The sequence below is a fragment of the Pedobacter sp. N36a genome (assembly GCF_014472395.1).
In the GTDB taxonomy this organism is placed as follows: Bacteria; Bacteroidota; Bacteroidia; order Sphingobacteriales; family Sphingobacteriaceae; genus Pedobacter.
The window spans coordinates 276,551-300,726 of record NZ_JACSZW010000006.1; the positions used below are offsets into that span (position 1 = coordinate 276,551).

General features: G+C 39.6%; 22 protein-coding genes. 9 read left to right on the forward strand and 13 right to left on the reverse strand.

The genetic code is table 11. The annotated features are described in order from the left end of the window. Window positions 1-30 precede the first annotated feature (30 nt). The 10 genes from H9X96_RS14110 to trpS form a co-directional block, all read right to left on the reverse strand. Window positions 31-720, reverse strand: a complete 690-nt coding sequence (locus H9X96_RS14110) for a class I SAM-dependent methyltransferase (protein ID WP_370576744.1) — start codon at window positions 718-720, stop codon at window positions 31-33. 292 nt (window positions 721-1,012) lie between these two features. Beyond that, window positions 1,013-3,859 carry a prolyl oligopeptidase family serine peptidase gene (locus tag H9X96_RS14115; RefSeq protein WP_255431119.1) on the reverse strand — a complete coding sequence of 949 codons (2,847 nt, stop codon included), beginning with the start codon at window positions 3,857-3,859 and terminating at the stop codon, window positions 1,013-1,015. Between the two features lie 149 nt (window positions 3,860-4,008). Continuing rightward, window positions 4,009-5,808: a membrane protein insertase YidC gene (yidC, locus tag H9X96_RS14120; protein ID WP_187666912.1), complete on the reverse strand. Its 1,800-nt coding sequence runs from the start codon at window positions 5,806-5,808 to the stop codon at window positions 4,009-4,011. Between the two features lie 20 nt (window positions 5,809-5,828). After that, on the reverse strand, window positions 5,829-7,445 hold the full coding sequence (locus tag H9X96_RS14125; protein WP_187666913.1) for a CTP synthase: 1,617 nt from the start codon (window positions 7,443-7,445) through the stop codon (window positions 5,829-5,831). Window positions 7,446-7,603: 158 nt separating this feature from the next. Then, the gene (locus H9X96_RS14130) at window positions 7,604-8,356 is read right to left on the reverse strand and encodes a GLPGLI family protein (protein WP_187666914.1); all 753 of its coding nucleotides are present in this window, start codon (window positions 8,354-8,356) and stop codon (window positions 7,604-7,606) included. Beyond that, complete coding sequence (locus H9X96_RS14135; protein ID WP_187666915.1) at window positions 8,357-11,137, reverse strand: outer membrane beta-barrel protein; 2,781 nt, start codon at window positions 11,135-11,137, stop codon at window positions 8,357-8,359. A gap of 572 nt (window positions 11,138-11,709) precedes the next feature. Next, window positions 11,710-12,258 (reverse strand): hypothetical protein, encoded by a 549-nt coding sequence (locus H9X96_RS14140; RefSeq protein WP_187666916.1) that lies wholly within the window; start codon window positions 12,256-12,258, stop codon window positions 11,710-11,712. 14 nt (window positions 12,259-12,272) lie between these two features. Further along, window positions 12,273-13,004, reverse strand: coding sequence for a 3-deoxy-manno-octulosonate cytidylyltransferase (kdsB, locus tag H9X96_RS14145; RefSeq protein WP_187666917.1), 732 nt, complete (start codon window positions 13,002-13,004; stop codon window positions 12,273-12,275). Between the two features lies 1 nt (window position 13,005). Further along, window positions 13,006-13,620 (reverse strand): deoxynucleoside kinase, encoded by a 615-nt coding sequence (locus tag H9X96_RS14150; protein WP_187666918.1) that lies wholly within the window; start codon window positions 13,618-13,620, stop codon window positions 13,006-13,008. Window positions 13,621-13,670: 50 nt separating this feature from the next. Further along, window positions 13,671-14,669 carry a tryptophan--tRNA ligase gene (gene trpS / locus H9X96_RS14155; protein ID WP_187666919.1) on the reverse strand — a complete coding sequence of 333 codons (999 nt, stop codon included), beginning with the start codon at window positions 14,667-14,669 and terminating at the stop codon, window positions 13,671-13,673. 140 nt (window positions 14,670-14,809) lie between these two features. Here trpS and H9X96_RS14160 point away from each other — a divergent pair, with 140 nt between their 5' ends. The 6 genes from H9X96_RS14160 to H9X96_RS14185 all read left to right on the forward strand — a co-directional run bounded on the left by H9X96_RS14160 (window position 14,810) and on the right by H9X96_RS14185 (window position 17,838). Beyond that, the gene (locus H9X96_RS14160) at window positions 14,810-15,544 is read left to right on the forward strand and encodes a 1-acyl-sn-glycerol-3-phosphate acyltransferase (RefSeq protein ID WP_187666920.1); all 735 of its coding nucleotides are present in this window, start codon (window positions 14,810-14,812) and stop codon (window positions 15,542-15,544) included. Next, window positions 15,541-15,831, forward strand: coding sequence for an Asp-tRNA(Asn)/Glu-tRNA(Gln) amidotransferase subunit GatC (gene gatC / locus H9X96_RS14165; RefSeq protein ID WP_187666921.1), 291 nt, complete (start codon window positions 15,541-15,543; stop codon window positions 15,829-15,831). The genes H9X96_RS14160 and gatC overlap by 4 nt, the downstream gene beginning before the upstream one ends. Before the next feature lie 64 nt (window positions 15,832-15,895). Continuing rightward, on the forward strand, window positions 15,896-16,654 hold the full coding sequence (locus tag H9X96_RS14170; protein WP_062547619.1) for an ABC transporter ATP-binding protein: 759 nt from the start codon (window positions 15,896-15,898) through the stop codon (window positions 16,652-16,654). A 9-nt stretch (window positions 16,655-16,663) separates the two neighbouring features. Then, entirely contained in the window at window positions 16,664-17,212 is a 549-nt protein-coding gene (locus H9X96_RS14175) for a cob(I)yrinic acid a,c-diamide adenosyltransferase (protein WP_062547620.1), read from the forward strand. Window positions 17,213-17,298: 86 nt separating this feature from the next. After that, complete coding sequence (locus tag H9X96_RS14180; RefSeq protein ID WP_008240955.1) at window positions 17,299-17,520, forward strand: DUF2795 domain-containing protein; 222 nt, start codon at window positions 17,299-17,301, stop codon at window positions 17,518-17,520. Between the two features lie 156 nt (window positions 17,521-17,676). Continuing rightward, window positions 17,677-17,838: a lmo0937 family membrane protein gene (locus tag H9X96_RS14185; protein ID WP_157262241.1), complete on the forward strand. Its 162-nt coding sequence runs from the start codon at window positions 17,677-17,679 to the stop codon at window positions 17,836-17,838. Window positions 17,839-17,882: 44 nt separating this feature from the next. On the opposite strand, the gene H9X96_RS14190 is transcribed toward H9X96_RS14185, so the two are convergent. Together H9X96_RS14190 and queA are read right to left on the reverse strand one after the other, a co-directional pair. Further along, entirely contained in the window at window positions 17,883-18,557 is a 675-nt protein-coding gene (locus H9X96_RS14190; protein WP_187666922.1) for a 2-C-methyl-D-erythritol 4-phosphate cytidylyltransferase, read from the reverse strand. A 94-nt stretch (window positions 18,558-18,651) separates the two neighbouring features. Then, entirely contained in the window at window positions 18,652-19,701 is a 1,050-nt protein-coding gene (gene queA / locus H9X96_RS14195) for a tRNA preQ1(34) S-adenosylmethionine ribosyltransferase-isomerase QueA (RefSeq protein ID WP_062547622.1), read from the reverse strand. Between the two features lie 195 nt (window positions 19,702-19,896). Here queA and H9X96_RS14200 point away from each other — a divergent pair, with 195 nt between their 5' ends. Further along, entirely contained in the window at window positions 19,897-21,138 is a 1,242-nt protein-coding gene (locus H9X96_RS14200; protein ID WP_187666923.1) for an ABC transporter permease, read from the forward strand. 297 nt (window positions 21,139-21,435) lie between these two features. Here the strand turns inward: H9X96_RS14200 and H9X96_RS14205 are convergent, their stop codons facing one another. After that, on the reverse strand, window positions 21,436-22,629 hold the full coding sequence (locus H9X96_RS14205; protein WP_187666924.1) for a pyridoxal phosphate-dependent aminotransferase: 1,194 nt from the start codon (window positions 22,627-22,629) through the stop codon (window positions 21,436-21,438). Window positions 22,630-22,818: 189 nt separating this feature from the next. On the opposite strand from H9X96_RS14205, the gene H9X96_RS14210 reads away from it, so the two are divergent. Both H9X96_RS14210 and H9X96_RS14215 read left to right on the forward strand, forming a co-directional pair. Further along, window positions 22,819-23,742: a cation diffusion facilitator family transporter gene (locus H9X96_RS14210; RefSeq protein WP_370576745.1), complete on the forward strand. Its 924-nt coding sequence runs from the start codon at window positions 22,819-22,821 to the stop codon at window positions 23,740-23,742. Beyond that, complete coding sequence (locus H9X96_RS14215) at window positions 23,739-24,176, forward strand: NUDIX domain-containing protein (protein WP_187666926.1); 438 nt, start codon at window positions 23,739-23,741, stop codon at window positions 24,174-24,176. Before H9X96_RS14210 ends, H9X96_RS14215 begins: the two co-directional genes overlap by 4 nt.

Sequence of the window (24,176 nt, forward strand, 5' to 3'; positions counted from 1 at the left end):
TATCGCTGAGCAGGAATAAAAAGATAATTGCTAGCCCATAGCGCTTCCGAGCTTTGTGGCTGCAATCGCATAAACCATAGGAATTTGATTCCCTAAATGAGAAATTCTGTATTTTCCAGGTTCCTCTTCCAGCATATTCTTTAAGCAATGGTACGGGGAGTAATCAAATTGATCCAGAGAATTGAGCGCCATGTTATTTTTGATCAGGCCATTGACCACCTCGGCTATACTGTGGTTCCAGACCACATATTCATGAGAGGTTTCCGTATTTTTGTCCGCATAAGAACCAGTTTCTGTTTCCAGAATTGCTCCTGAATTGAAATAATTGTAGGCTATCTTTTTAAAGTCGTCATCAAACATCCATAGTAGAGGATGAAATTCTACAAAAACAAACCGTCCTCCGGTCTTTAAAAAACTGGAGAGCACCAGCGCCCATCTGTCCAGATCCGGAAGCCAGGAAATCACGCCATAACTGGTAAACACGAGGTCGAATTGTTCATTTAAATGAGTTGGCAAATCATAAACATCACAACAAATAAAAGAAACTTCCACACCTGATTTTTCAGCGAGTTCCTTTGCACTAATAATGGCCTGGTCTGATAAATCAATTGCGGTAACCTTTGCCCCCATTTTAGCTAAGGATATAGAATCCTGTCCGAAGTGACATTGCAGATGAAGAATTGATTTGCCCCTGACATCTCCCAGCAGACCTAATTCAATGGGTTTTAAAGAAGAATTTCACTTTAAAAAGCCTTCAACATCATAGAAGTCAGATTTTAAATGAGATGCTGTTCTGGTATTCCAGGAATTTTTATTGATTTCAAGATAATTGTCTACAATTTTCATGACGTTAATTAAGCAGGTACTGATTTCGTTTCTTCGATGGGCTACTTCACCAAATATGATAAAAATCTGCGGGTAAAAGAAAAACCGAAACGGCCGCATTCACAATGAAGGGATATGGCCGTTTCGGTGTTATTGGAACAAATCGATGAGGAATCGAAATGATAATTTATGGCTTATCGTCTGTCAGTTCAAAGCCCCATGTTTTTCCTTTTTCTGTAGCAGGAATTCCTGAGGTCATCCATGCTGGTGCTTTAGTACCTTTCAGATAATAATCGAAAAACTGTTGTTCTCTGATCTGAATGTCTTTTCTATTCTGACGCTGAACCAGGTTGTGCGCTTCGCCATTGTAGTTTAGCATCCATACTGGCTTTCCAAGGCGTCTTAAGCCGCTAAACAGTTCAATTCCCTGGTACCATGGTACGGCACCATCAGCGTCATTTGCCATGATCACTAAAGGCGTATTCACCTTTGGCAAGAAAAATAAAGGAGAGTTTTCGATATACAAATCTGGTTTCTCCCAAAGGGTACCACCGATTCTACTTTGTGTTTTCTCATATTGGAACTGTCTGTTCATGCCACTTTCCCAACGCATACCACCATAAGCAGAAGTCATGTTGGCAACCGGAGCACCAGCCCATGCAGCCGCATACCTATTGGTACGCGTAATCAGGTGTGCCACCTGATAACCACCCCAGCTTTGTCCCTGGATACCAATTTTACTGCCGTCCACCCAAGTATTTTTCTTCAGGGCTTCTACACCAGAATTGATATATTCTTCTGCAGATTTTCCTGGATAACCAGTTTCATAAGAGATATCCGGTGCAAATACCAGGTATCCGTTACTCACAAAGAAAGGAATGTTTAACCTTGATGGCGTAGGAGCAGGGGCTTGATAAGCATAAAGTCCATCAGAAAGTTTCTCATAGAAATAGACGATCATCGGGTACTTTTTAGTCGGATCAAAGTTCTCCGGTTTATACAAAATACCTTCCGATTTAAAGCCTTTAGGGGTATCCCATTTTACCAATTCTGCAGTTCCCCAGTTGTAGTTCTGCTGCTGAGGATTGGTATTACTCAATTTAATCTCTGTTTTCAGGTCTTTTGAAACATAAACATTCGGAGAAACGATATAGTTCCCTTTGTCGTAGATATACATTTCTGCATCTTTAGCTTTTGCTAAATCTGAGTATTTGGATTTTTCCATCACGATCAGTTCCGGGTTTTTCTGGTCGCCAACACTGGTTTTATAGAAACCATTCTCTTTGTTCGTATTATTGAAAGCATCCATTAAAATGTGTTGCTTTTTGCCAAGGAAACGGCTTTCCGGATCTAGTTTCTGGTAGCGGAAAGTCAGTTTATTTTGTCTGCCGAAACCATTGGTCATGTTTTTTGCCGGTATTTTTCCTTCAGGAGAGAATTCCCAGATGTCATACCTGTCGTAGATTAAAACGGTCTTGTCATCTTCTGTCCAGGCGGCTACACCGTAGGCTGAAGGGTTGTCAGGAACATCATTTTCTTCATCTACCAGTTTAACGGCAAGGCCATTATTTAGTGGTGTTAGCTTTCCGGTAGCCACTTGATAAGTCGAATAATTGCCGGTTTTCTTATCAAAGAAAAGCACATATTTTCCTCCTGGAGAAGCCATTGCAGATCCTGAAAGGCCTTCCATGATCTTCTTCCTGGCACCGGTTTTTATGTCTACCAGGTAATAATCTTTAATGGTACTTGCTGTCCATTGCTGCTGCACTCTATTGCCGAAGTCGGTAGAGGCCAATGCGAAAGGCGCATTTCCCTCGTCCATAACCACTGCATCAGGTAGTTTTAAATCCGTTAGCGGCACAATTTTGGGATCGCTGTTAAAGATTTCAATGGAAGATAAGTAAGCTCTTTTCGCTTCTTTATCTGCATTCTTCAGCTGCATTGGCTGTAGGTAATCATCTTTATAACCCCAGATGTCTAGTTTTGCATTTTCAAAATCTACCAGGGTCGTATCTTTTGCTGTTTTCACAGGGGCGATGCCGAAGAACAATTTCGTACCATCCTTGCTGAAATTAACGCGTGAATCACCACTTACGCCCCATTTTTTAGGCATACCCGGAATGGCATTGTCTACCAAAATCTGTGCGGTATCTAAGGAAAGCGAGTTGTAATAAACATTGAATTCTTTAATTTCGGTTTTCTCCGGACTTTGTTCTCCTACGAAAGCTAAATGGGCACCATCTTCATCAAAAGTAAAGTTCTTGAAAGTACCTTTTCCTTTGACTAACGTTTTCAAGCTTCCTTTTTCTGTATTCAGTACAAATACACCTACCGGAGCCGTTTTATCTTTTTTAGTACCTGTACAGGCGAAGATAAACTGCTTGCCATTTTTACTGAAGGCATATTCGCTCACATACTTAAACGTACGCTCTACACCAGTAGTCAGGTTTTTAAAGATCAGGTCTGTGCCTTCAGTTTTTCCGGAAGCCGCCGTTTCATCTTCTGCAAAAAAATCTTCGTTGTCTTTTTTCTTGTCGTTGGCGGCAGGAGTTGTTGTTTTCTTCGCGGTATCAATAGGTTTTTCCAGTTGATAAGCTACGAAACCAGCTGCTTTCTCCGGCATTTTATAAGACTTCACACGGGCAACTTTTATGATGGCCATACTGGTTAGATTGGCAATCCCTAAACTATCTTTAGGCTGGTCATCTGCTTTTTTCTTTTTAATCTTTGCCTGACGGATGTCCTTTTGAAAAGGCTTGATGGCAAATACGGCATATTTTGAATCTGCACTAAATTGTGCATTGGTACCACGGTTTACTTTTAATTTGGCCAGGCTGGCTAGGTTATTCAGGTATAGATTGGCATCACCTTCTTGTTGGTTAATCCCATACATGGCCCAAACGCCATTGTTACTGAGTTGTTTCGATCCCACAGATTCCCAGGTATCATAAACACTATGGTCAAGTGGCTTTTTCTGCGCGTACGCTGCGCTGGCCATTAACAAGAACATTAGTGTGAGTTTTTTATGCATCATAAAGAAGTTTTTAATATTTTATTAATCAGCTTTAAATTTCTGCTTTTTTGTAGCTATATCTGCAATTTGAACCAAATTATTACAATAAAAACCTGCTTAAACGCAAAAAGCACCCCGAAAGGTGCTTTTTACAAGGTCTTAAAATAAGACTATTTTTTCTTTGCCTGAGCTGCCGCTTGTTGCTGCGTGCGCATATAGTCATCTAATCTCGTTTGGAATTTAGATTTCTTTTTATTCTCTACAGGTTTTGTTTTGTTCTCTTGTAAAGTACGGTGAATCTTTTCATCATCAACCATAGACTTAATCATGAACTGCTGAGCAAATGTCAGCATATTCGCCAGGAAGTAGTAATAGTTTAATCCTGATGGATAGCTATTCAATACTCCTAAGAAAATGATTGGCATGATGTAACCAATGTACTTCATCTGACCAGTTGCACCAGAAATCTGGTTATTGAAATAAGTGTAGATCAAAGTCGAAATCGTCATCAACACACACATTAAACTCAAGTGATCACCGATAAATGGAATAGTGAAACCAAATTTGATGAAATCATCATAAGTGGAAAGATCTTTCATCCATAAGAAGCTTTCTCCTCTTAACTCAAACAAGTTCGGGAAGAAGAAGAAGAAGGCCATTACAAAAGGTAATTGCAGCAGCATCGGTAAACAGCCACCCAAAGGGTTTACGCCTACCTGCTTATACAATTTCAGGTATTCCTGCTGTAAAAGTGTTGGGTTATCTTCGCCTACTTTAGCTTTAATCACATCCATTTCTGGTTTAAGAATTCTCATCTTAGCCATAGAGATGTATGATTTATACGTCAATGGAGACATCGCCACTTTCAGAAGGATGGTCAGGATCAAGATGATCAAGCCATAGTTCCATCCAAAACCTTCCAGGAATTTAAATACTGGCAATACCACAAATCTGTTGATGTATTTCAATGGCCAGTAACCCATATCTACTAATTTCTCAATTTCGTGCCCCTGTGCTTTCAGCGTAGAGAACTTGTTGGTACCGAAGTAGAAATCCATTGCATAGTTTTGTGAAGCTGACTGACTGAAACGCATTTTCATGTCGGCATCATAACGCTTGATCTCACCTGGTTTGGTAGAATCCGTAATCGCAAGTCTGCCGCTTTCAAAACCGTCTTTAGAAATCAGGACTGCAGAGAAAAACTGTTGTTTGAAGGAGAACCATTCGATCTTTCCTTTTTTCAATTCTTCTGTCTGGTCTTTAGCAACACTCAAATGATCTGGACTTTCATTGCTGTATTTGTAGAAAGGAGCAGAGTGCTCTTTTTCTTTCTTCGCAGATTTTTCCTGCTCTAATAACGTTGCAGACCAGTTTAAAGAGACAGAATCCGTTTGGATCACCTGATTTAAACCATTCAGATTAATGTTAAAAGCAACATTGTTAGACTTAGGTTTTAAATCGTAAGTATATTCGATATATTGGTCACCTTGATAAGTGGCACGCATGCTCACTTTATGGTCTGTTACTGTTGGTGTAAAATAAAGATCATCAGTACTTAATACTTTACCGTTAATGTTCATTTTTAACCCGAACTTATTCTGGTCGCCGTCAAATAAAATAACCGGTTTTCCCTTGTAAGTTTTCTGATCTTTTACCTGTACAGATAAGATCTTACCACCTTTATTGGTTAACGTCAATTTTAAGTTCTCATTCTCTAAAACAGTAGTCTGAGGAGTACCTGTGATGCTGCCACCAAATGGTCCTGATAATGTTGCTGAATCTACAGCTGGTGTTGCCGCTGCAATTGCAGGAGCAGTAGTTTTTGTGGCTGCATTAACTTTTTTCAAAGAATCTGCGGCAATTCTTTCCTTTTCTTTGGTGATTTCAGTCTGACTTGGACCAAAAAAGTAAAAAGAACCGGCCAAAACGATCATGATCAGGAACAGGCCTGTAAACGTATTTCTATCCATTATTGTTATTTAAACTCGTATTATTTGATTTTCTTCTTCGCAAATTCCATCGCGGCGGCGACAAATTTAACAAAAAGTGGGTGAGGATTAGCAACTGTTGATTTTAATTCTGGATGAAATTGTCCACCAACGAAGAAAGGATGGTTTTTAAGCTCCACAATTTCTACTAAATGACTGTCTGGATTTAATCCTGAAGCAATCATTCCTGCCGCCTCATATTGCTCTAGATAAGCATTGTTGAACTCATAACGATGTCTGTGACGCTCAGTGATGTGAACCTTGCCATAAGCTGCATAAGCTTTTGTGCCTTTTTTAACATCACATGGATAAGAACCTAAGCGCATGGTACCACCTTTATTGGTGATCGTTTTTTGGTCTTCCATCATGTTGATCACTGGATTTTCTGTGTTCTCATCGATCTCAACGGTATTGGCATTGGTTAATCCCAATACATTTCTACCGAATTCAATCACTGCACACTGCATGCCTAAACAGATACCGAAGAAAGGAACATCATTTTCACGAACATATTTGATCGCATCGATTTTTCCTTCAATACCACGGCTGCCGAAACCTGGAGCAACTAATACACCGTCTAAGTGTGCTAATTTTTCTTTGGCATTGTCTGCATAAATCCCTTCAGAATGGATATATTCTACTTTTACTTTACACTCATTTTTAGCACCTGCATGTACAAATGATTCAATAATCGATTTGTAAGCATCAGGAAGCTCTACATATTTACCAATCAGACCGATTTTAACTTCTGAAGTAGGGTTTTTCAAACGACCAAGGAAGTCTTTCCAGCTTTCCATATCCGGTTCGTTTTTCTGCGCCAGTTTCAATTTGCTCAATACCGTTTTGTCCAATTGCTCTTTCATCATCAGCAATGGTACATCATAAATGGTCGAAGCGTCAATAGATTCTACCACAGCATTGATATTTACATTACAGAACAAAGCGATTTTCTTACGAATATCCATATTGATATGGTGTTCCGTACGACAAACCAAAATGTCTGGCTGAATACCATACTCCAATAATGCTTTTACTGAGTGCTGTGTTGGTTTTGTTTTCAATTCGCCTGCAGCAGCAAGGAAAGGAATCAATGTCAGGTGAATTACAATGGCATTGTTTGCACCTTCTTCCCATTTGAACTGACGTACCGCTTCAATGAAAGGTAAGGATTCAATATCACCAACAGTACCACCAAGTTCTGTGATCACAATGTCGTATTTACCACTATCACCTAGGATGCGCATATTGCGTTTGATCTCATCAGTGATGTGTGGAACTACCTGAACTGTTTTTCCAAGATACTCACCTTGTCTTTCTTTGTTGATTACATTTTGATAAATCCTTCCGGTCGTGATGTTGTTCGCCTGTGAAGTTGGAATGTTTAAGAAACGCTCATAATGACCAAGGTCAAGATCTGTTTCCGCACCATCTTCCGTTACAAAGCATTCGCCATGCTCGTATGGATTTAATGTTCCCGGATCAATGTTGATATACGGATCGAATTTTTGAATGGCTACACTGTAACCTCTTGCTTGTAATAATTTGGCTAATGAAGCGGAGATGATGCCCTTACCTAATGAGGAAGTAACACCGCCCGTAACAAAAATATACTTAGTCATGTTTGTGAGTTTCTGAAAATAAAGGCAGCTTTAAGGGCTACTTTTATTGTTTTTGTACGGGATACAAAGTTAGCAAATAAAACGGAAGCTGAAGGGCTAAATGTGTAATTATTGTTGAAGTGGCAAATTCAAGACATAAGCACTTAGGACTGATAATGTTAAAGCGTGAAACCGTAGAACCGCTTTTTTACCAATTCCGGTTTTTGTTTTAACAGCTCATCATGTCTGGAATATATTTCGATTAATTTGTTCAATTCTTTTTCAGTTTCTATCTTTTTGCCTTTTCCCGGTGGCGTAATGGCTAAAGATTGCTCAGCATAGGGTGTTACTTTTGTCGCAAACCAGGTACAGAAATAGCGGGGGATGGCCAGTCCGAGGATCATCCCCGGCAAGCCGCTGAATCCTTCCGGGCCACCTTTCAATAGAATCTCCTCGGTATAAAAAGCAACCACATAAACAGAGTCGTTCATTACGCCAATGGCTTTTCTACACTCATAACCAGCAATATTGCGCACCTCATGCATGATTTTCCAGTCCATTTTAGGAATGGTATCCGTGAGCAGGTAATCGTCTCCCAGTATCCTCTTTCTGATCACACGCTTGTCCTCCTGATAATTGGCATAAAGCTCATTTTCAGCATCCTCATTAAATCCAAAAAACGAGAAATCGGGATCTTCTTCCTGTTTTTTTGTAGGATGAAATAGGGATTTTGAGGTGTCGAATGATAATTCCCAAGAGCTAGTTTTATACTTTTTCATTCTTTGAGAAAATGCAGGATTTTCCATGAGACGCTGCAGATTTACCTTTTTTTCAAAGACAATAGTGCCATTTGGTACAAAAAGCTGCTGCGCCCTTACCATCGTAAAAGAAAGAGATAAAAGTAAGAGACAAGCCAATTGTTTCATGATCATTTATGGGTTAGCGGTGGCTTTAGTAAAGTTACCACTTAAATTCCAGTTTATGCCAATCAATACATAACGTGGAATATAGCTGAATCTATTTTCAGAGATCAGGTTTCCACCCACAAATCGATTGTAACCAATTTTTTGATTTAGGATGTCTGTAGCAGTCAATTTCAGCTCAAAAGCCTCACTTTTCCCCAATTTGGTAGCCAGATAGCTGTTTAGAATTACTACGTTCAGGTCTGTTTCAAAAGAAGAATTAGCCGGACGTAAGGAGATGGAAAGTGTACTGTTAAATTCTGAACGGTACGGCAGTTGTACGGTTCCTGAAAATTCATGGTTATGGGTGATGCTTTTTCCATCGTTGAACCCTCCTATAGAGGAGGTACCATACATGATAGAAGCTGAAGGAGAATAGGATAGATCTACTTTTGAAGTATAATAATTGAATGAACCTTTCGCATTGTATTGCGTATTAATAGTGGTATTGCGTACACCATTGATTTTTGCCACATTTCCTGAGCGGTAAAAGCTCAAATCCAGCCCCATACGAAAATGAAGTTTTGAAAAACCTTTTGAGTAATACATATTTCCACTCCATGAATTATTTCCATTTAAATTGATAAAGCTGGTCATACGTTTTGCAAATTCGTCTACGATTTCTGAGTTTACAATGGCATTATTGGTAAATCCATAATTCAGGGAACCAGATACAACCTGATCGCTATTCATCATAAAGCTGCTGTAGGACACGGAAAAATTATTGGTAAATGAGGGCCTCAAGCCAGAATTTCCAATCACCTGAAACAAAGGGTTGTTGATCTGTGTGACAGGCTGTATCTGTTCAATACTAGGTTGCTGCGTGAAGCCATTATAGTTCAGCGCCATACTGGTGTTGTTGCTGATTCTATAATAAATATTGGTGCGGGGGGAGAGGTTCAGGTAACTTCTTTTGAAATTGCTGGCCTTATCTAAATCTTTGAGTTCAAAGTTTGTTTGGGTAGCTTCCAGACCACTGGATACGGATAAATCCTTTACTTTATACTGAAAAATCAACTTCCCGATGTTGGAGAAATTAATGAATTTAAAGTTGTTACTTAGGGAGTCTATTTTTTTTCGTTCACCGGTTACGGCATTAAAAACGAGCCTGTCACTGCTGGAAGCGATCGTTTTAAAGGTATATCCGGCTTCCATCGACCAGCGTTTCGTTAGCAATTCCGCATAGCTGATCCGGGAGCCAATGGAATTTTGCTGGCCAGAATTATCTTTGATCAGGTTAATGTCTTCACTGTTTTTCCATTTTCCCAGTGGATCGTAATACTCGGTATGGTTAAAGCTGGTTTCCAGTGCTGAACTGTTTTGACTTTCCGGCTGAATATCTATGGACAATACCCTGCCTTTTTTCTTGAATTTTGTGGACCAGTTGATGTTCCCGTTGAAAAGGTCGGCAGCGCCATTTCCAATGTTGGATTGTCTATTCTGACTGATCGGTAATCCCTGATTGTTGGTGCTGCCGTTAAAACTTTTGGATTCATTGTAGCTTCTGTTCTTTTTTAGGCCAAATGATACCTTTAGAATAGATAAAGAATCAATATGATAGGTGTAAGTGCCTCGGATATTCTCACCGGTTACATTAGAATGGTCATCTGTGGTACCGGTACTGACCAGTTTTTGCCCAGATGGAAGCAATTCCTGGGAATTAGAAGTTTTATGGTTCGTATTCTGGTTGTTAAAAACCTTGAAATTCATTTTTAAACCCATCTTATTCTTGTAGAATTTATCAGAATAATGTGCACCAAGGTTGATGTTGCTGGGCAGACCTCCGGTAGAAGAATAGTAATCATCGTCGTCATCACCGCTGGAAGAATACATAATGGAACTGCCATCATCTCCGATCTCAATCTGATCATAATCTTCTCCTTTCAGCTTACGCATAGAGTTGTTGATCTTAGAATCATTGTCGAGGGTAGAATAGGTGCCAAAAATGGCCATTTTCAATTTACTCTTAAATGCGCCAATCATCCCTCCATAATCCTGAAAAGCATCGCTCCCCACATTAGCATCCAGCGTGGTCAGATAGCCGTTTTTAGCATTGTCTTTCAGCTTGATATTGATCGTCTTCTGTTTAATTCCATCGTCAATACCGGTAAGTTCTGCGGTCTTACTTTTACGCTCATAAACCTGAACTTCATCAACGGCATTGGCCTTTAAATATTTGGTGGCCAGCAGGGGGTCGTCGCCAAAAAATTCGTCGCCATCCACGAGTACAGTTTTCACCTCTTTTCCCTGTGATTTAATCGCCCCGTTTTTATCTACTTCAATTCCCGGCAACCTTTTGAGTAATTCCTGTACATTGGCATTGTTTCGCACCGCAAAACTATCGGCCTGAAAAACCAACGTGTCTCCCCGCATTCTGATAGCTTTTTTGGTGGCTGCAATCACGACTTCATCCAGTAATTTGGATTTTAACTCCATATTCACCTGTCCGAGGTCAATAATACCGTCTGCACCAATACTGATATTACGGATGTAATCCGCCATTTTTGGATAACTGATCAAGAGCAGATAATTGCCTTTATTTATATTTCCCCATTCGAAATGACCATTGACATCGGTACGTGCTGTTTTTACCAATATAGAATCCGAAGCCCTGATCAACAAGACTGCACTATTCTCAAGCACCTTTTTTTCTAAAGTATCCGCAACTAAACCTTTGATGACAGATTTTTGTGCTAAAGCGGTAAATGAAAATAAAGTGAAAAGTATATAAGTGAAAAATTTTTTCAGCATAATTTACCAGCGATCTCCTCATGGTGATTTCCTAAATCTAACAACATTTTTTTTGTCTCTATTAATTTTTAATCATATTCTTTTAAGTATTTTAAATCTTCAAGCTTTAAGAGTTAATTTTTTAAAAGTCACACTTGCTGGTAACCGCATCAGTGTTTGATATTTAGAAGCAGACTTTCTGCTGATCTATTCCCTGTTTAAAATATTGCTGTTCCTGACTAGTCCTGGCATTGTCTGCAGTAAACCGATATCATCAGCGTATCACCAGATGATCAGCAAAAGCTCATCAGCAGAAAAGATCAAAAAGAAAAGAGGGGGGATAGAGGCAGCCTGAAATTTTAGGCATAAAAAAGGCCCGAATAAAATCCGGGCACTTTTGTTAAAGTATATTTGGTTAGAATATGCGGTTTGGGTTGTTATTTTTTTATTAGGTATGCTTTGATTATTTAAATATAATGCAAAATATAATTTAATCACAATATAATTTTCAACTTTTTTCATAAAGCAAATGAAAATATCTGATTTTCTTGCTTTGTGGCCTTTTTAAGGAGGATCTAAGTGCTGGTTTAATTTTACTTGCAGCAGCTATAATAAGGTAAAACCTGTTTTTTTAGCGCTGACCAAGCGATATAAACTTCCGTTTCATTGGATAAACGGTATTTAAATCCATTAAGTCCGCTGCGTTTTAATTCATTATAGAAATCTTTATCCGGGGTATTCGCGTCCGAATTTTCATTTTCTGTCACTGCAGGCTCCAGAAAATTCTCTTCATCGAGAAATAATTTCAGCTCCTGCTGCATAAATTCCAGCTGTTTCGCCTGCTTTTTAAGATCAAGTGTAGAGGCATAATTTTTTAACAGCTCAGTAGCTTTAAAATCTTTCTGGTAAATCTTTGCGCCATCATGAGCAGTGATACTGAAATTCATGATCATATCTGCAGGTTTCAGCCCTTTTAAGACCACTTTAAAGGTGTCCAGCAATAAGGTATCACTGAATGCTTTTAAGACCTTATGGCCCTTCAGGTTCTTCTTTAAATCATCCTCAGAAACTTTGGTCTTATTGCCTTTACAGGCAGCGAAGACAGCAAGAATTAACAATAGGTAAGTAAAATGTTTCTTCATAAGGGGGAATTAATTTATGCGCCCAATATCTTTTTCAGGTCATCAGGGGTATCAATGGCAATTGTTTCAATGTCGGTCACCCGGGTTTGAATCGCATAACCGTTTTCTATCCAGCGCAGCTGCTCCAAACTTTCTGCAATTTCCAGGGAAGAGGGAGGGAGTGCGGTAATCTCCTGTAAAACAGTAGCCGTATATCCGTAAATACCTATGTGCTTATAAAACAAATGTGCCTGCAGCCAGTTTTCTTTTTCTGCATTTCGCAGATAAGGAATGGTCTGACGGCTGAAGTAAACGGCTTCTTTGCGGGCATTCATTACTACTTTCGGCAAATTATGGTTAAATAGTTCTCTTTCTGTATGAATTTCCTTGATGAGGGTAGCCAGCTGTACATTCGGATCTGCAAAACAGGAAACCAATAAATCGATCTGCGCCGGATCTATAAAGGGCTCGTCGCCCTGAATATTTATGAGCACGTCAAAACCAGGCAATTGTCTGGCGACTTCTGCACACCTGTCTGTGCCGCTTTGGTGCTGAGTACCGGTCATGATGTATTCAGCGCCAAAACTCTTCAGTTCTTCGGCAATTCGTTCATCGTCTGTGGCCACGACTACTTTGTGGAGCCCCTTCGCTTTCAGCGCCTGCTCATATACCCTGCGGATCATGCTTTTACCCTGAATGTCCACTAAGGGCTTTCCGGGGAAACGCGTAGACGCAAAGCGGGCTGGAATTACTCCAAGTACCTTCATCTTAAAATAAACCGTTTATTTCTGCATCAATAGATCGGATAATACTGCCCAGGTCTTCTGGATTATTTGTGAAATCTAGCTTATTTTTATCCAGAATCAGCAATTTCCCCATATTGTAATCTTTAATCCAGGTTTCATATTTTTCATTCAGCTTCGACAAATAATCAATACGGATACTGGCTTCATACTCACGGCCACGACGCTGGATGTTGTTCACCAAAGTAGGGACTGACGCACGCAGGTAGACCAATAAATCCGGCGGTCTAATGAATGAGGTAATGTTCTCAAATATCGCGCGGTAATTGTGGTGATCCCTGGTGGTCATTAAGCCCATTTCATGAAGGTTTTCTGCAAAAATATGCGCATCCTCATAAATGGTTCTATCCTGAATCACATTACGTTTGTTATTTTCAATGTCCACAATCTGCTGAAAACGATTGTTTAAAAAGTAAATCTGTAAGTTAAAGCTCCATCTTTTCATGTCGCTGTAAAAATCTTCCAGATAAGGATTGTCGTCTACCTCTTCGTATAAAGCTTCCCAGCCATAATGTTTGGCAAGTAACCCTGTTAAGGTGGTTTTACCGGCACCAATATTTCCAACTATAGCTATATGCATATTCTAATAATTTATCTAGCTTCCGAAGCTATATGATCTAATTGTATCGACTAAAAGGATTTGAATCCGATCAGCTCTCTTGCTTCTTTAATGGTTTTTTGTGCACTTTCTCTTGCTTTTAAGGCACCATGTTTCGCCACCTGACGTAAGTAAGATGTGTCTTTAGAAAGTTCTTCAATTTTCTCACGAATTGGCGTATTGAATACAATCATGTCTTCAGCCAGCTGTTTTTTGAAATCGCCGTATCGAATCTCACATTTGTTATATAAACCATCGAAATGACCCATTGTATCTGCCGGAGAAACAATTTTCATCAGGTCAAATAAGTTTTGGATGGCTTCTGGTTTTGGCTGGTTGTCTTCCGTCGGTCCGCCATCTGTTACCGCACGGGAAACCTTTTTACGGATCACCTCTGGACTGTCAGATAGGTAAATACAGCTACCGTCGCCAGATGATTTACTCATTTTTCCTTTTCCATCTAATCCTGGAACTTTTACTAAGTTCTCTGAATAATTGAAGGCAAAAGATTCAGGGAAAAGGTCTGTTTTATACATTCTGTTGAAGCGATTTCCGAACGTTCTGGTCATTTCCAGGTGTTGCTCCTGATCTTTTCCTACTGGAACTTTAGTTGCTTTGTGGATCAGAATGTCGGCAGCCATTAAGGTAGGGTAGGTGAGTAAACCTGCATTCACATTGTCAGACTGTGACCTGATTTTATCTTTAAAAGAAGCACTGCGCTCCAATTCGCCCATATAGGCATTCATATTCAAGTATAAATACAACTCTGCAACTTCAGGAACGTCAGACTGGATATAGATGGTGGTTTCTTCCGGATCAATTCCGCAAGCAAGATATTCTACTAATACATGTTTTACATAACCATGAAGATCGTCAGGAGTTGGATGTGTGGTTAAAGAATGAAGGTCGGCAATGAAAAAATAGCAATTGTAATCATATTGCATCTTCACAAAGTTTTTAACCGCACCAAAATAATTTCCCAGGTGTAATTTTCCTGTAGGACGTATCCCGCTAACTACCGTTTCTTTCATGCAACGAAATTAAGAAAAAACAGGTATTGGGGAGGCGTATAATTTCATTTTTATCTTTTATCAATCGCATTACTGAGGAATTTACATTGGAATGAGCATATTAGCAGTCTGCTCTTTAAAAAAATAGTAGTTTTGAATCCATGATCCGCCTTCTAAAGCATAGCCATCGCATTTATTCTATATTTGTTATTTTGTCTCTTTCGGTGGTATTTTATCCGTTTTACTTTGCTGCAGCACAGTCTCCAAAAGGTTACCTGACATTGAATAAGCTCAGAAAAGTCAATAGTTTCCTCAGCAGCTGGCTCACCGGCATCTTTTTTCGCTTTACTTTTGAACAGCCTTTAGATAAAAATCAGACATACATTTATTGCGCCAACCATACTTCTAACCTGGACATCATGATTTTCTGTATCCTTGCTCAGGGGAAATTTCATTTTATGGGGAAGGATGCCCTATTGAAAAATCCAGTACTGAAAATCTTCTTTAAGACGATTGATATTCCGGTAAACCGCGACAGTAAGATTTCTGCTTTCAGGGCTTTTAAAAAGGCTGGAGAGCGATTAGAAGCAGGTTGGAGCCTGATTATCTTTCCGGAAGGTGGGATAGATGGATTGCATTATCCACCTGTTTTGCAGTCTTTTAAAAATGGACCATTCCGTTTGGCCATAGAAAAGAACCTGGCCATTGTGCCCGTAAGTTTATCCGATGTATGGAAAAAAATGTGGGATGATGGTTCAAAATATGGTAGTACGCCGGGAATTTGTGATATTTACATCCATCAGCCGGTTGCGACCCATGATTTAACCATAACAGATGCGGATCAGTTGAAAGAACGCATCTTTAATTTAATAAATAGTAAACTGCTTATCGCATGACCATAGATAAAGAAACTATATATAAAGTGGCCGATCTGGCTAGAATTGCCATAGAAGAGAAAGAGGTGGATAGCCTGATGGGGGATATGAATAAGATTCTTACCTTTATGGAACAACTCAATGAGTTGGATACCAAAGGTGTAGCACCATTGGTATATATGAATGAAGAAGAGAATGTTTGGCGGGAAGATGTGGTGAAACAAGAAATTTCTGTGGCCGATGGATTGAAAAATGCAGCGAAACACAATGAAAACTTCTTTATGGTGCCTAAAATCCTAGAAAAATAAAGGCGGATGTAACATTCCGAGGTCCTTTGCCGTCTAAAACCAAAACCCGAATAATTAGCTACCAATGGAAAAAGCGTTAATCAACATCAAAGACATAGGCCGTAAATACGTGATCGGATCAGAAGTGATCCATGCTTTAAAATCAGTTTCATTGGACATCCAGAAAGGTGAATTCGTCGCGTTAATGGGGCCTTCCGGTTCCGGAAAATCTACGTTGATGAATATTTTAGGCTGCCTGGATACGCCAAGTAAAGGTACTTATGTGTTGAATGGGATTAATGTAAGTCAGATGACCGAGAATGAACTTGCAGAAGTTCGTAACAAGGAAATCGGCTTTGTATTCCAGACTTTTAACCTGCTGCCGCGCTCTACTTCCCTGGATAATGTGGCTTTGCCATTGATTTATTCAGGTGCAAATAAGAAGGAACGTGATGCAAGAGCACATAAAGCATTGGAAAATGTAGGTCTGGGAAACCGGGTAACGCATAAGCCAAATGAGCTTTCCGGTGGTCAGCGACAAAGGGTGGCTGTGGCCAGGGCTTTGATCAATAATCCTTCGATTATTCTTGCCGATGAGCCTACAGGTAACTTAGATACTAAAACATCTGTAGAGATTATGGGCTTGCTGGAAGAGATTCACAGCAAGGGAAATACCATTATCCTCGTTACCCATGAGGAAGATATCGCGCAGCATGCCCACCGTATAGTGAGGATGCGTGATGGTTTGATTGAAAATGATTACCTGAATACCGATATCAAAACGGTTTCTCCACGCCTCGTGAAATTAGAGGAAAGTGGTGACGACTTCGAAAAAATTGGTTAATTTTCCAATATGAAGATATATACCAAAACCGGCGATAAAGGTTTGACCTCTTTAATTGGTGGAACCCGCGTGCCTAAGTTTCATTTACGCATCGAATGCTATGGAACGGTAGATGAGCTGAACTCTTATATCGGACTCATCATGTGCCAGGATATTGACCCTCACCATCAAAAAGTGCTGAAGGAAATCCAGGATAGATTGTTCACCGTAGGTGCTGCACTAGCTGCTGATCCCGAAAAATCCAGGATGAAAATCCCGGATCTCCACGATACTGACATTACTTTACTGGAAGAGGAGATGGACAATATGCACAAAGTGTTGCCAGAATTGAAGCATTTTGTGCTGCCAGGCGGAACAACTGTAGTTTCCTATTGTCACTTAGCGCGTTGTGTATGCAGACGTGCTGAACGTTTGACTGTACATTTGGCTTCTGAGAGCTTTGTTGACGAAAAAATGACGATATATTTAAACCGTTTAAGCGATTATTTATTTGTTTTGGCACGAAAACTGAATTTAGACGCAAAAGCAACGGAAAACATCTGGATTCCAAGGCTCTAAAAATGGTTGAAAAAAAGTTTGTTTTGCTCAGGTTTTTTAATATACTTTTGCGAAACAAATAGAATAACTTAATTAGGATAGGAAATATGTATTGGACACTAGAACTCGCATCGCATTTGGAAGACGCTCCATGGCCTGCAACAAAAGACGAATTAATTGATTACGGGATAAGATCAGGTGCACCAGTAGAGGTGATTGAAAATTTACAGGCTTTGGAAGATGATGGGGAACCATACGAAACCATCGAAGAAATTTGGCCAGATTATCCTACCAAAGATGACTTCTTCTTCAATGAAGACGAATACTAGTCTTTAACGTTTTTTTACTGTAAAGGTCCTGTAAACTCGGGGCCTTTTTTTGTGCCAGAACCTTTTTGGAATGATGATTGTTTATGTAATGTCATGGATGACGAAATCATTCATAGAGGTTTCATCTAAAAAAAACACATCTTAAAATTAAACGTTATGGGAAATTTACTTTATTTAGTTGCAGTAGTATTAGTGATATTATGGATTATCGGGTTCTTTTTTCAGGGATTTGGTCCGAATGTTGGTGGTTTAATTCACGTTCTTTTAGTGATTGCCGTAATCGCTATCATTTTGAAAATCATTAACAGAGCCGCGTAATCCTTCTTATTTCTTTTAATATAATTTAGAGGCCTCTGAGATGATTAGAGGCCTTTCTTTATATAAATAGCTGCGATATCCAGGTCTTCTGGATAAGTGATCTTGATGTTTTCACGACTCCCTTCAATGACATGAATAGGGTATCCGGAATATTCAACCACCGAAGCATCATCAGTAAATTCATTTCTGAAAGGCTGCTGATAAGCTTTCCTGAGTTGCGCTATGGCAAAGGTTTGTGGGGTTTGGATCATCAGCAGCAGCTCCCTGTTCAGTGCCTCGGTTTTTCCTTCAGTATTAATGCTCCGAACAGAGTCTGTTGATTTTACACCAGCTACTGCATTGCCATTCGTCTCGGCAGCAGCAAAAGAACGTAAAATAAGGTCGGCAGAAATTAAAGGGCGTACCGCATCGTGGATGGCAACGATTCCTTTGCCTTTAATGGCCTTTAAGCCGTTTTTAACGGAATGAAAGCGTTGATCCCCACCCTTTATGACCAAATGCTTAATCGTGAAGCTGTGGCGCCTGCATAGCTCTTCCCAGTACTCATGCTGGTGGATATTTAAAACCAGTAACAATTCGGGCTGCAGTTCAGTGTTCGCAAAAGCCTCCAGGGTGTGCATCAGGATGGGTTTGCCGTTCAATAGCAAAAACTGCTTCGCGATATTGCTTTGCATTCTTGATCCGGAACCTCCTGCGACTATAATTGCGTAATATTTCATCTCTTTTGGAAAGTTGTGTGCGCTTGTTAAACAAAAATAGGAGATCCAAACCTTAATGGTTCAAAATCTCCTATTTTAATCGCTGTATTTTTTATTAGATGATCAACATCGCATCTCCATAACTGTAGAAGCGATATTTTTCTTTTAAAGCTACTTCATAAGCATTTCTTACGTAATCGTAACCACCAAAGGCACTTACCATCATCAATAGAGTAGATTCAGGGGTGTGGAAATTGGTAATCATTGAATTCGCAATGCTGAAATCATAGGGAGGGAAGATGAATTTACTCGTCCAGTCGTTTGCTGGTTTTAACATTCTTCCCGAAGAAACAGCAGATTCAATCGCACGCATAGAAGTAGTTCCTACCGCACAGATTCTTCTTTTTTCTTCAATTGCCTTGTTCACGATGTCTGCATCTTTCTGCTCAATGATGAATTGCTCAGAATCCATTTTGTGTTTCGTTAAGTCTTCCACTTCTACTGATCTGAAAGTACCTAAGCCTACGTGTAAAGTTACTTCCGCAAAGTTGATGCCTTTCAGTTCCAGACGTTTCATCAGCTCTCTGCTGAAGTGTAATCCAGCTGTAGGAGCTGCAACCGCACCTTCATGCTTAGCGAAGATCGTTTGGTAACGCTCTTTATCTTGAGCAGTAGCTTTACGTTTGATATATTTTGGAAGTGGAGTTTCTCCTAGAATTTCAATGTTTTTTCTGAATTCTTCATCAGTACCGTCAAATAAGAAACGAATGGTACGTCCGCGGGAAGTGGTATTGTCTACTACTTCAGCAACTAATAAGTCGTCATCGCCGAAATATAGCTTGTTTCCAACACGAATTTTACGTGCAGGATCTACTAAAACGTCCCATAAACGCAACTCTTTATTCAGTTCGCGTAGTAAAAACACTTCAATTGTTGCACCTGTTTTTTCTTTATTGCCATATAAACGCGCAGGAAAAACTTTAGTGTTGTTTAAAATCATGACATCCTGATCGTCAAAATAACTTAAAACATCCTTGAATATTTTATGTTCAATTTTGCCACTATCTTTATGCAAAACCATTAAACGGGCTTCGTCCCTATGCTCTGAAGGATTATTGGCAACTAATGATTCAGGTAGATTAAACTTAAATTGAGATAACTTCATATTTTTTCGATGTGATAATTAAGGGCGCAAATTTACGAAATATAATTTTCTTTTCCACAAATAATCATCATTGTATGTCCTTGAATTGTTAAATCTACAACCATAAGGAGTGTTTTTAAGTAAAGCTTTGTATTTTTTATATTATATAGGATTTCTCTGTAACCTTTTTGGGTACTTTTGGTCTAAACCCTAATTATGATTATTCTCAGACTAATAGGCGAAAGTTTTCGGTTTGCACTAGATGCGCTACGCCAAAATAAAACGCGTACCATGCTTTCCTTATTGGGGATCACCATTGGTATCTTCACCATTATCTTCGTTTTCTCCGCAGTAGATACCCTAAGAGGTAAGTTGCAAGCCAGTATCGATAAATTAGGATCCAGTACTGTATTCGTACAGAAATGGCCATGGGGTGGATTCGGTGATTATCCATGGTGGAAATATGTGAACAGACCAGAACCTTCATTGAGAGATTATGAAGGCCTAAGAGATCGTCTGGAGTATGTAGAAGGTGTTTCTTATGAGATCTCTGCCAATGCCAGAACGATAAAATATAGAAGTAACTCCGTAGAAGGTGGTTCCATCAGAGCCGCATCTCAGGATTTTAATAAAACATGGAATCTGGATTTTCAGGAAGGTAGATACTTCACCGAAAATGAGGGTAAATCCGGTGCGCCAGTCGTAATTATCGGTGCCGATATTGCCAATGGATTGTTCAATGGAGATCAGGCCGTAGGTAAAGCGATTTCTGTAATGGGAAGAAGGCTAACCGTAGTTGGTGTGTTTAAAAAAGAAGGAGAGGATATGATGGGCATGTCGCAGGACAAAAATGTACTGATGCCCCTTAATTTTGCCAAAGGAATTATGGATGTCGAAAGTGATAGGTATGATCCCACAATTACCGTAAGAGGGAAATCTTATGTGGCACTGGACGAAGTGGAAAGTGAAATCAGAGGCGCATTAAGGGCGATTCGTAGAACGAGACCGGGTGCAGAAGATGATTTTGCACTGAACAAAAGTACGATCGCATCTAATCAGCTAGATCAGATGTTCGGTGTCGTGGATATCGCCGGCTGGGTAATTGGTGGGTTCTCGATATTAGTTGGTGGTTTCGGTATCGCCAATATTATGTTCGTATCCGTGAAAGAACGAACCAATATCATCGGTATTCAGAAGTCGCTGGGCGCAAAGAATTATTTTATTCTGCTCCAGTTCCTGTTTGAAGCAATTGCATTGTGTTTGCTGGGAGGGGCGTTTGGATTGCTGCTCGTTTACTTGCTGACGGTAGGATTGACTGCAGGCGGTTTTGAAATGACTTTGTTTATGAAGAATATTGTTTTAGGATTTACGATTTCGGTAGTGATTGGTGTGATTTCTGGGTTCTGGCCGGCGTATTCGGCGTCGAGGTTGGACCCTGTTGAAGCAATTCGCTCCTAAATAGGACTTGTGCGCGCTGGGATATTTACTCGCGCCATTAAACAGTATGATGCAGAAAATGGCACAGTGCGGAAAGTAGCATGGTGCATGGAACTTTTCCTTAATTTTCTTTAGACCAAAAATGGACATCTAGCTTTGCAGACATTCGAAGGTTTGCCCTTTAGCAAAGATTCGGGGATGAAAAGCGGATGGGTATTTTTGCTTCCTAAATTGCATTCTCAAACAAAACATTATACCTGTAAAACAAAAAATGCCGGTTTCCAATCCAGGAACCGGCATTTTTTTAGCTAATTAATATTAGCTTAATTTTTCTAAAGCTGTTTTGATTCTCAATACGGCATCTCTCAATTTATCTTCTGCAGCAGCATAAGAAATTCTGATACAATCTTCGTTACCGAAAGCTTCACCTGTTACTGTGGATACATGAGCTTCATTTAAAAGGTAAAGACAAAGGTCTTCTGCATTGGTGATTTTGTAATCGCCAGTGCTGGTACCGAAATAAGCTTTAACTTCTGGGAAGAAGTAGAATGCACCATCAGGAAGGTTTACTTTGATATTTGGAATTTCTTTCAATAAAGCATAAACGATATCTCTGCGGCTTCTGAATTCATCAACCATAGCACTTACAGATTCTAAACCACCTTGGTAAGCATGTAAAGCCGCACGTTGTGCGATAGAAGAAGTTCCTGAGGTAACTTGTCCCTGCATTTTATCACAAGCATTAGCAATCTCTTTGTTCGCAGCCATATAGCCTACGCGCCATCCAGTCATGGCATAAGACTTTGAGAAACCATTGATTAAGATTACTCTGTCTTTGATCGAGTCAAATTCAGCAATCGAAGCATGTTTTCCAACAAAGTTGATGTGCTCATAGATTTCATCAGAGATGATATAGATATTTGGATGTTTCTCAAATACAGCAACTAAGTCGGCAAGTTCTTCGTTCGAATAAACTGATCCTGTTGGGTTACATGGAGAAGAGAACATGAACAATTTGGTCTTTGGCGTAATAGCCGCTTCCAATTGTGCACCAGTAATTTTGAAGTTATTTTCTACGGTTGCATTGATAAATACAGTTTCGCCTTCCGCAAGTTTGATCATTTCTGAGTAAGATACCCAGTATGGAGTAGGCACAATTACCTCTTCTCCAGGGTTTACCAGGCACATGACAGCATTGGCCAAAGATTGTTTTGCGCCAGTCGAAACTACGATCTGCTCAAAACCATAGCTTAGTCCATTTTCTCTCAATAACTTATCAGCAATCGCCTTACGTAATTCAGGATAACCTGATACAGGAGTGTAGTAAGAGTAGTTCTCGTCCACAGCGATCTTCGCTGCATCCTTCACAAACTCTGGAGTAAAGAAGTCGGGCTCACCGAAGCTAAGGTTGATTACATCTATTCCTTTTGAGGATAGTTCTCTACCTAACTTTGCCATTTTAATGGTCTGAGACTCTGAAAGGTTATTGATTCGGTTGGATAAAAATGTCATAATTTTTTGTGCGCAAGCAAATATAATTTTGTGAGAAGGCAAATATATAAACCTAACGGAATTTTAAACTAAAAAAAATACTTTTTAATGTAATTTGCAGGTTAAAATGTACTTTTGACAGCTAAACTCTGCCAATTGTTACCTCAGAAAAAAGCAATACTCGTTTCTTTATGTATCAGCATCCTGCTGATGCTGGCTAAGTTTGTAGCCTACTTTATGACGCATTCCAATGCCATCCTTACGGATGCCGCAGAAAGTATTGTCAATGTGCTAGCAAGTTCTTTTGCATTTTACAGCATCTATCTGGCCACTTTACCGAAAGATGAAAATCACCCCTATGGACATGGAAAGGTAGAATTCTTCTCTGCTTTTGTGGAAGGAATTCTGATCGCCATTGCTGGAGTGATCATTGTTTTTAAATCTAGTTATGATCTGGTTTTTCCTAAGGAAATCAGTCAGTTATATGAAGGCGCAGCTATTATAGGTGCTACTGGTTTGGTGAATCTGCTGGTGGGCCTTTACCTGATCAATACAGGCAAGAAACACCGTTCTATTACGCTGGAGGCTGATGGAAAACACCTGATGACCGATGCGATTACCAGTGCTGGACTGGTGATTGGAATTATTCTGATACAACTGACCCAAATATTCTGGCTGGATAGTGCGATTTCTATTGTGCTGGGCTGCTATATTGTTTATAATGGTTATAAGCTCACCAGAAGGTCGGTAGGAGGACTAATGGATGAAAGTAATGTAGAATTGGTGAAAGATATTGTAAACATTTTACAGGATAACAGACAAGAATCCTGGATTGATGTCCATAATTTAAGAGCGCAGCAATATGGTGCCGATCTGCATATCGATTGTCACATTACTTTACCTTACTATTACGATCTAAACCAGGTGCATCATGAAATATCTGCTATTGATCGGTTGATCAATGTGAAAGCAGAACATACCACAGAACTTTTTATTCATGCAGACCCTTGTCTGCCGGCATGTTGCAATTATTGCAAGATGACCAATTGTAACGTCAGACAGGAAGCTTTCCAAAAGGAGATTCCATGGACGATAGACAATGCAACAAAAAACCAAAAACATTTCGATCAATGAGTTATTTTAATGTAAGAGTATACGGTCTGCTGATCAATGCCGACAATCAAGTTTTGATTAGTGATGAGCAGTCGGGAGGAAGGGTTTTTACTAAATTTCCTGGTGGTGGACTGGAACTGGGTGAAGGCCTGATTGACGCACTCAAGAGAGAATTTATGGAAGAGTGTTACGCTGAAGTGGAAGTACTCGATCACATTTATACCACCGATTTCTATGAGAAATCATCTTTTAATGACAGCCAGATTTTAAGTATTTATTATATAGTGAAAGAGCTAAAGCCGCTGGAACTTGATTTTAAAACTGTCCCTTTTGATTTTGAGGGAGATAGTCTGCAGTCCTTCAGATGGACGGATTTAAAAGACCTTAAAGTGACGGATGTGACTTTCAAAACAGACCAAAAAGTAGTCGAACTACTACTTCATAAAAATATTTAA

Excerpts from the sequence above, each read along its gene's own strand:
- H9X96_RS14115 (WP_255431119.1), bottom strand. The coding sequence starts at position 3,859 with ATGATGCATAAAAAACTCACACTAATGTTCTTGTTAATGGCCAGCGCA.
- yidC (WP_187666912.1), bottom strand. The coding sequence starts at position 5,808 with ATGGATAGAAATACGTTTACAGGCCTGTTCCTGATCATGATCGTTTTG.
- H9X96_RS14125 (WP_187666913.1), bottom strand. The coding sequence starts at position 7,445 with ATGACTAAGTATATTTTTGTTACGGGCGGTGTTACTTCCTCATTAGGT.
- H9X96_RS14130 (WP_187666914.1), bottom strand. The coding sequence starts at position 8,356 with ATGATCATGAAACAATTGGCTTGTCTCTTACTTTTATCTCTTTCTTTT.
- H9X96_RS14135 (WP_187666915.1), bottom strand. The coding sequence starts at position 11,137 with ATGCTGAAAAAATTTTTCACTTATATACTTTTCACTTTATTTTCATTT.
- H9X96_RS14140 (WP_187666916.1), bottom strand. The coding sequence starts at position 12,258 with ATGAAGAAACATTTTACTTACCTATTGTTAATTCTTGCTGTCTTCGCT.
- kdsB (WP_187666917.1), bottom strand. The coding sequence starts at position 13,004 with ATGAAGGTACTTGGAGTAATTCCAGCCCGCTTTGCGTCTACGCGTTTC.
- H9X96_RS14150 (WP_187666918.1), bottom strand. The coding sequence starts at position 13,620 with ATGCATATAGCTATAGTTGGAAATATTGGTGCCGGTAAAACCACCTTA.
- trpS (WP_187666919.1), bottom strand. The coding sequence starts at position 14,669 with ATGAAAGAAACGGTAGTTAGCGGGATACGTCCTACAGGAAAATTACAC.
- H9X96_RS14160 (WP_187666920.1), top strand. The coding sequence starts at position 14,810 with ATGATCCGCCTTCTAAAGCATAGCCATCGCATTTATTCTATATTTGTT.
- gatC (WP_187666921.1), top strand. The coding sequence starts at position 15,541 with ATGACCATAGATAAAGAAACTATATATAAAGTGGCCGATCTGGCTAGA.
- H9X96_RS14170 (WP_062547619.1), top strand. The coding sequence starts at position 15,896 with ATGGAAAAAGCGTTAATCAACATCAAAGACATAGGCCGTAAATACGTG.
- H9X96_RS14175 (WP_062547620.1), top strand. The coding sequence starts at position 16,664 with ATGAAGATATATACCAAAACCGGCGATAAAGGTTTGACCTCTTTAATT.
- H9X96_RS14180 (WP_008240955.1), top strand. The coding sequence starts at position 17,299 with ATGTATTGGACACTAGAACTCGCATCGCATTTGGAAGACGCTCCATGG.
- H9X96_RS14185 (WP_157262241.1), top strand. The coding sequence starts at position 17,677 with ATGGGAAATTTACTTTATTTAGTTGCAGTAGTATTAGTGATATTATGG.
- H9X96_RS14190 (WP_187666922.1), bottom strand. The coding sequence starts at position 18,557 with ATGAAATATTACGCAATTATAGTCGCAGGAGGTTCCGGATCAAGAATG.
- queA (WP_062547622.1), bottom strand. The coding sequence starts at position 19,701 with ATGAAGTTATCTCAATTTAAGTTTAATCTACCTGAATCATTAGTTGCC.
- H9X96_RS14200 (WP_187666923.1), top strand. The coding sequence starts at position 19,897 with ATGATTATTCTCAGACTAATAGGCGAAAGTTTTCGGTTTGCACTAGAT.
- H9X96_RS14205 (WP_187666924.1), bottom strand. The coding sequence starts at position 22,629 with ATGACATTTTTATCCAACCGAATCAATAACCTTTCAGAGTCTCAGACC.
- H9X96_RS14210 (WP_370576745.1), top strand. The coding sequence starts at position 22,819 with ATGCTGGCTAAGTTTGTAGCCTACTTTATGACGCATTCCAATGCCATC.
- H9X96_RS14215 (WP_187666926.1), top strand. The coding sequence starts at position 23,739 with ATGAGTTATTTTAATGTAAGAGTATACGGTCTGCTGATCAATGCCGAC.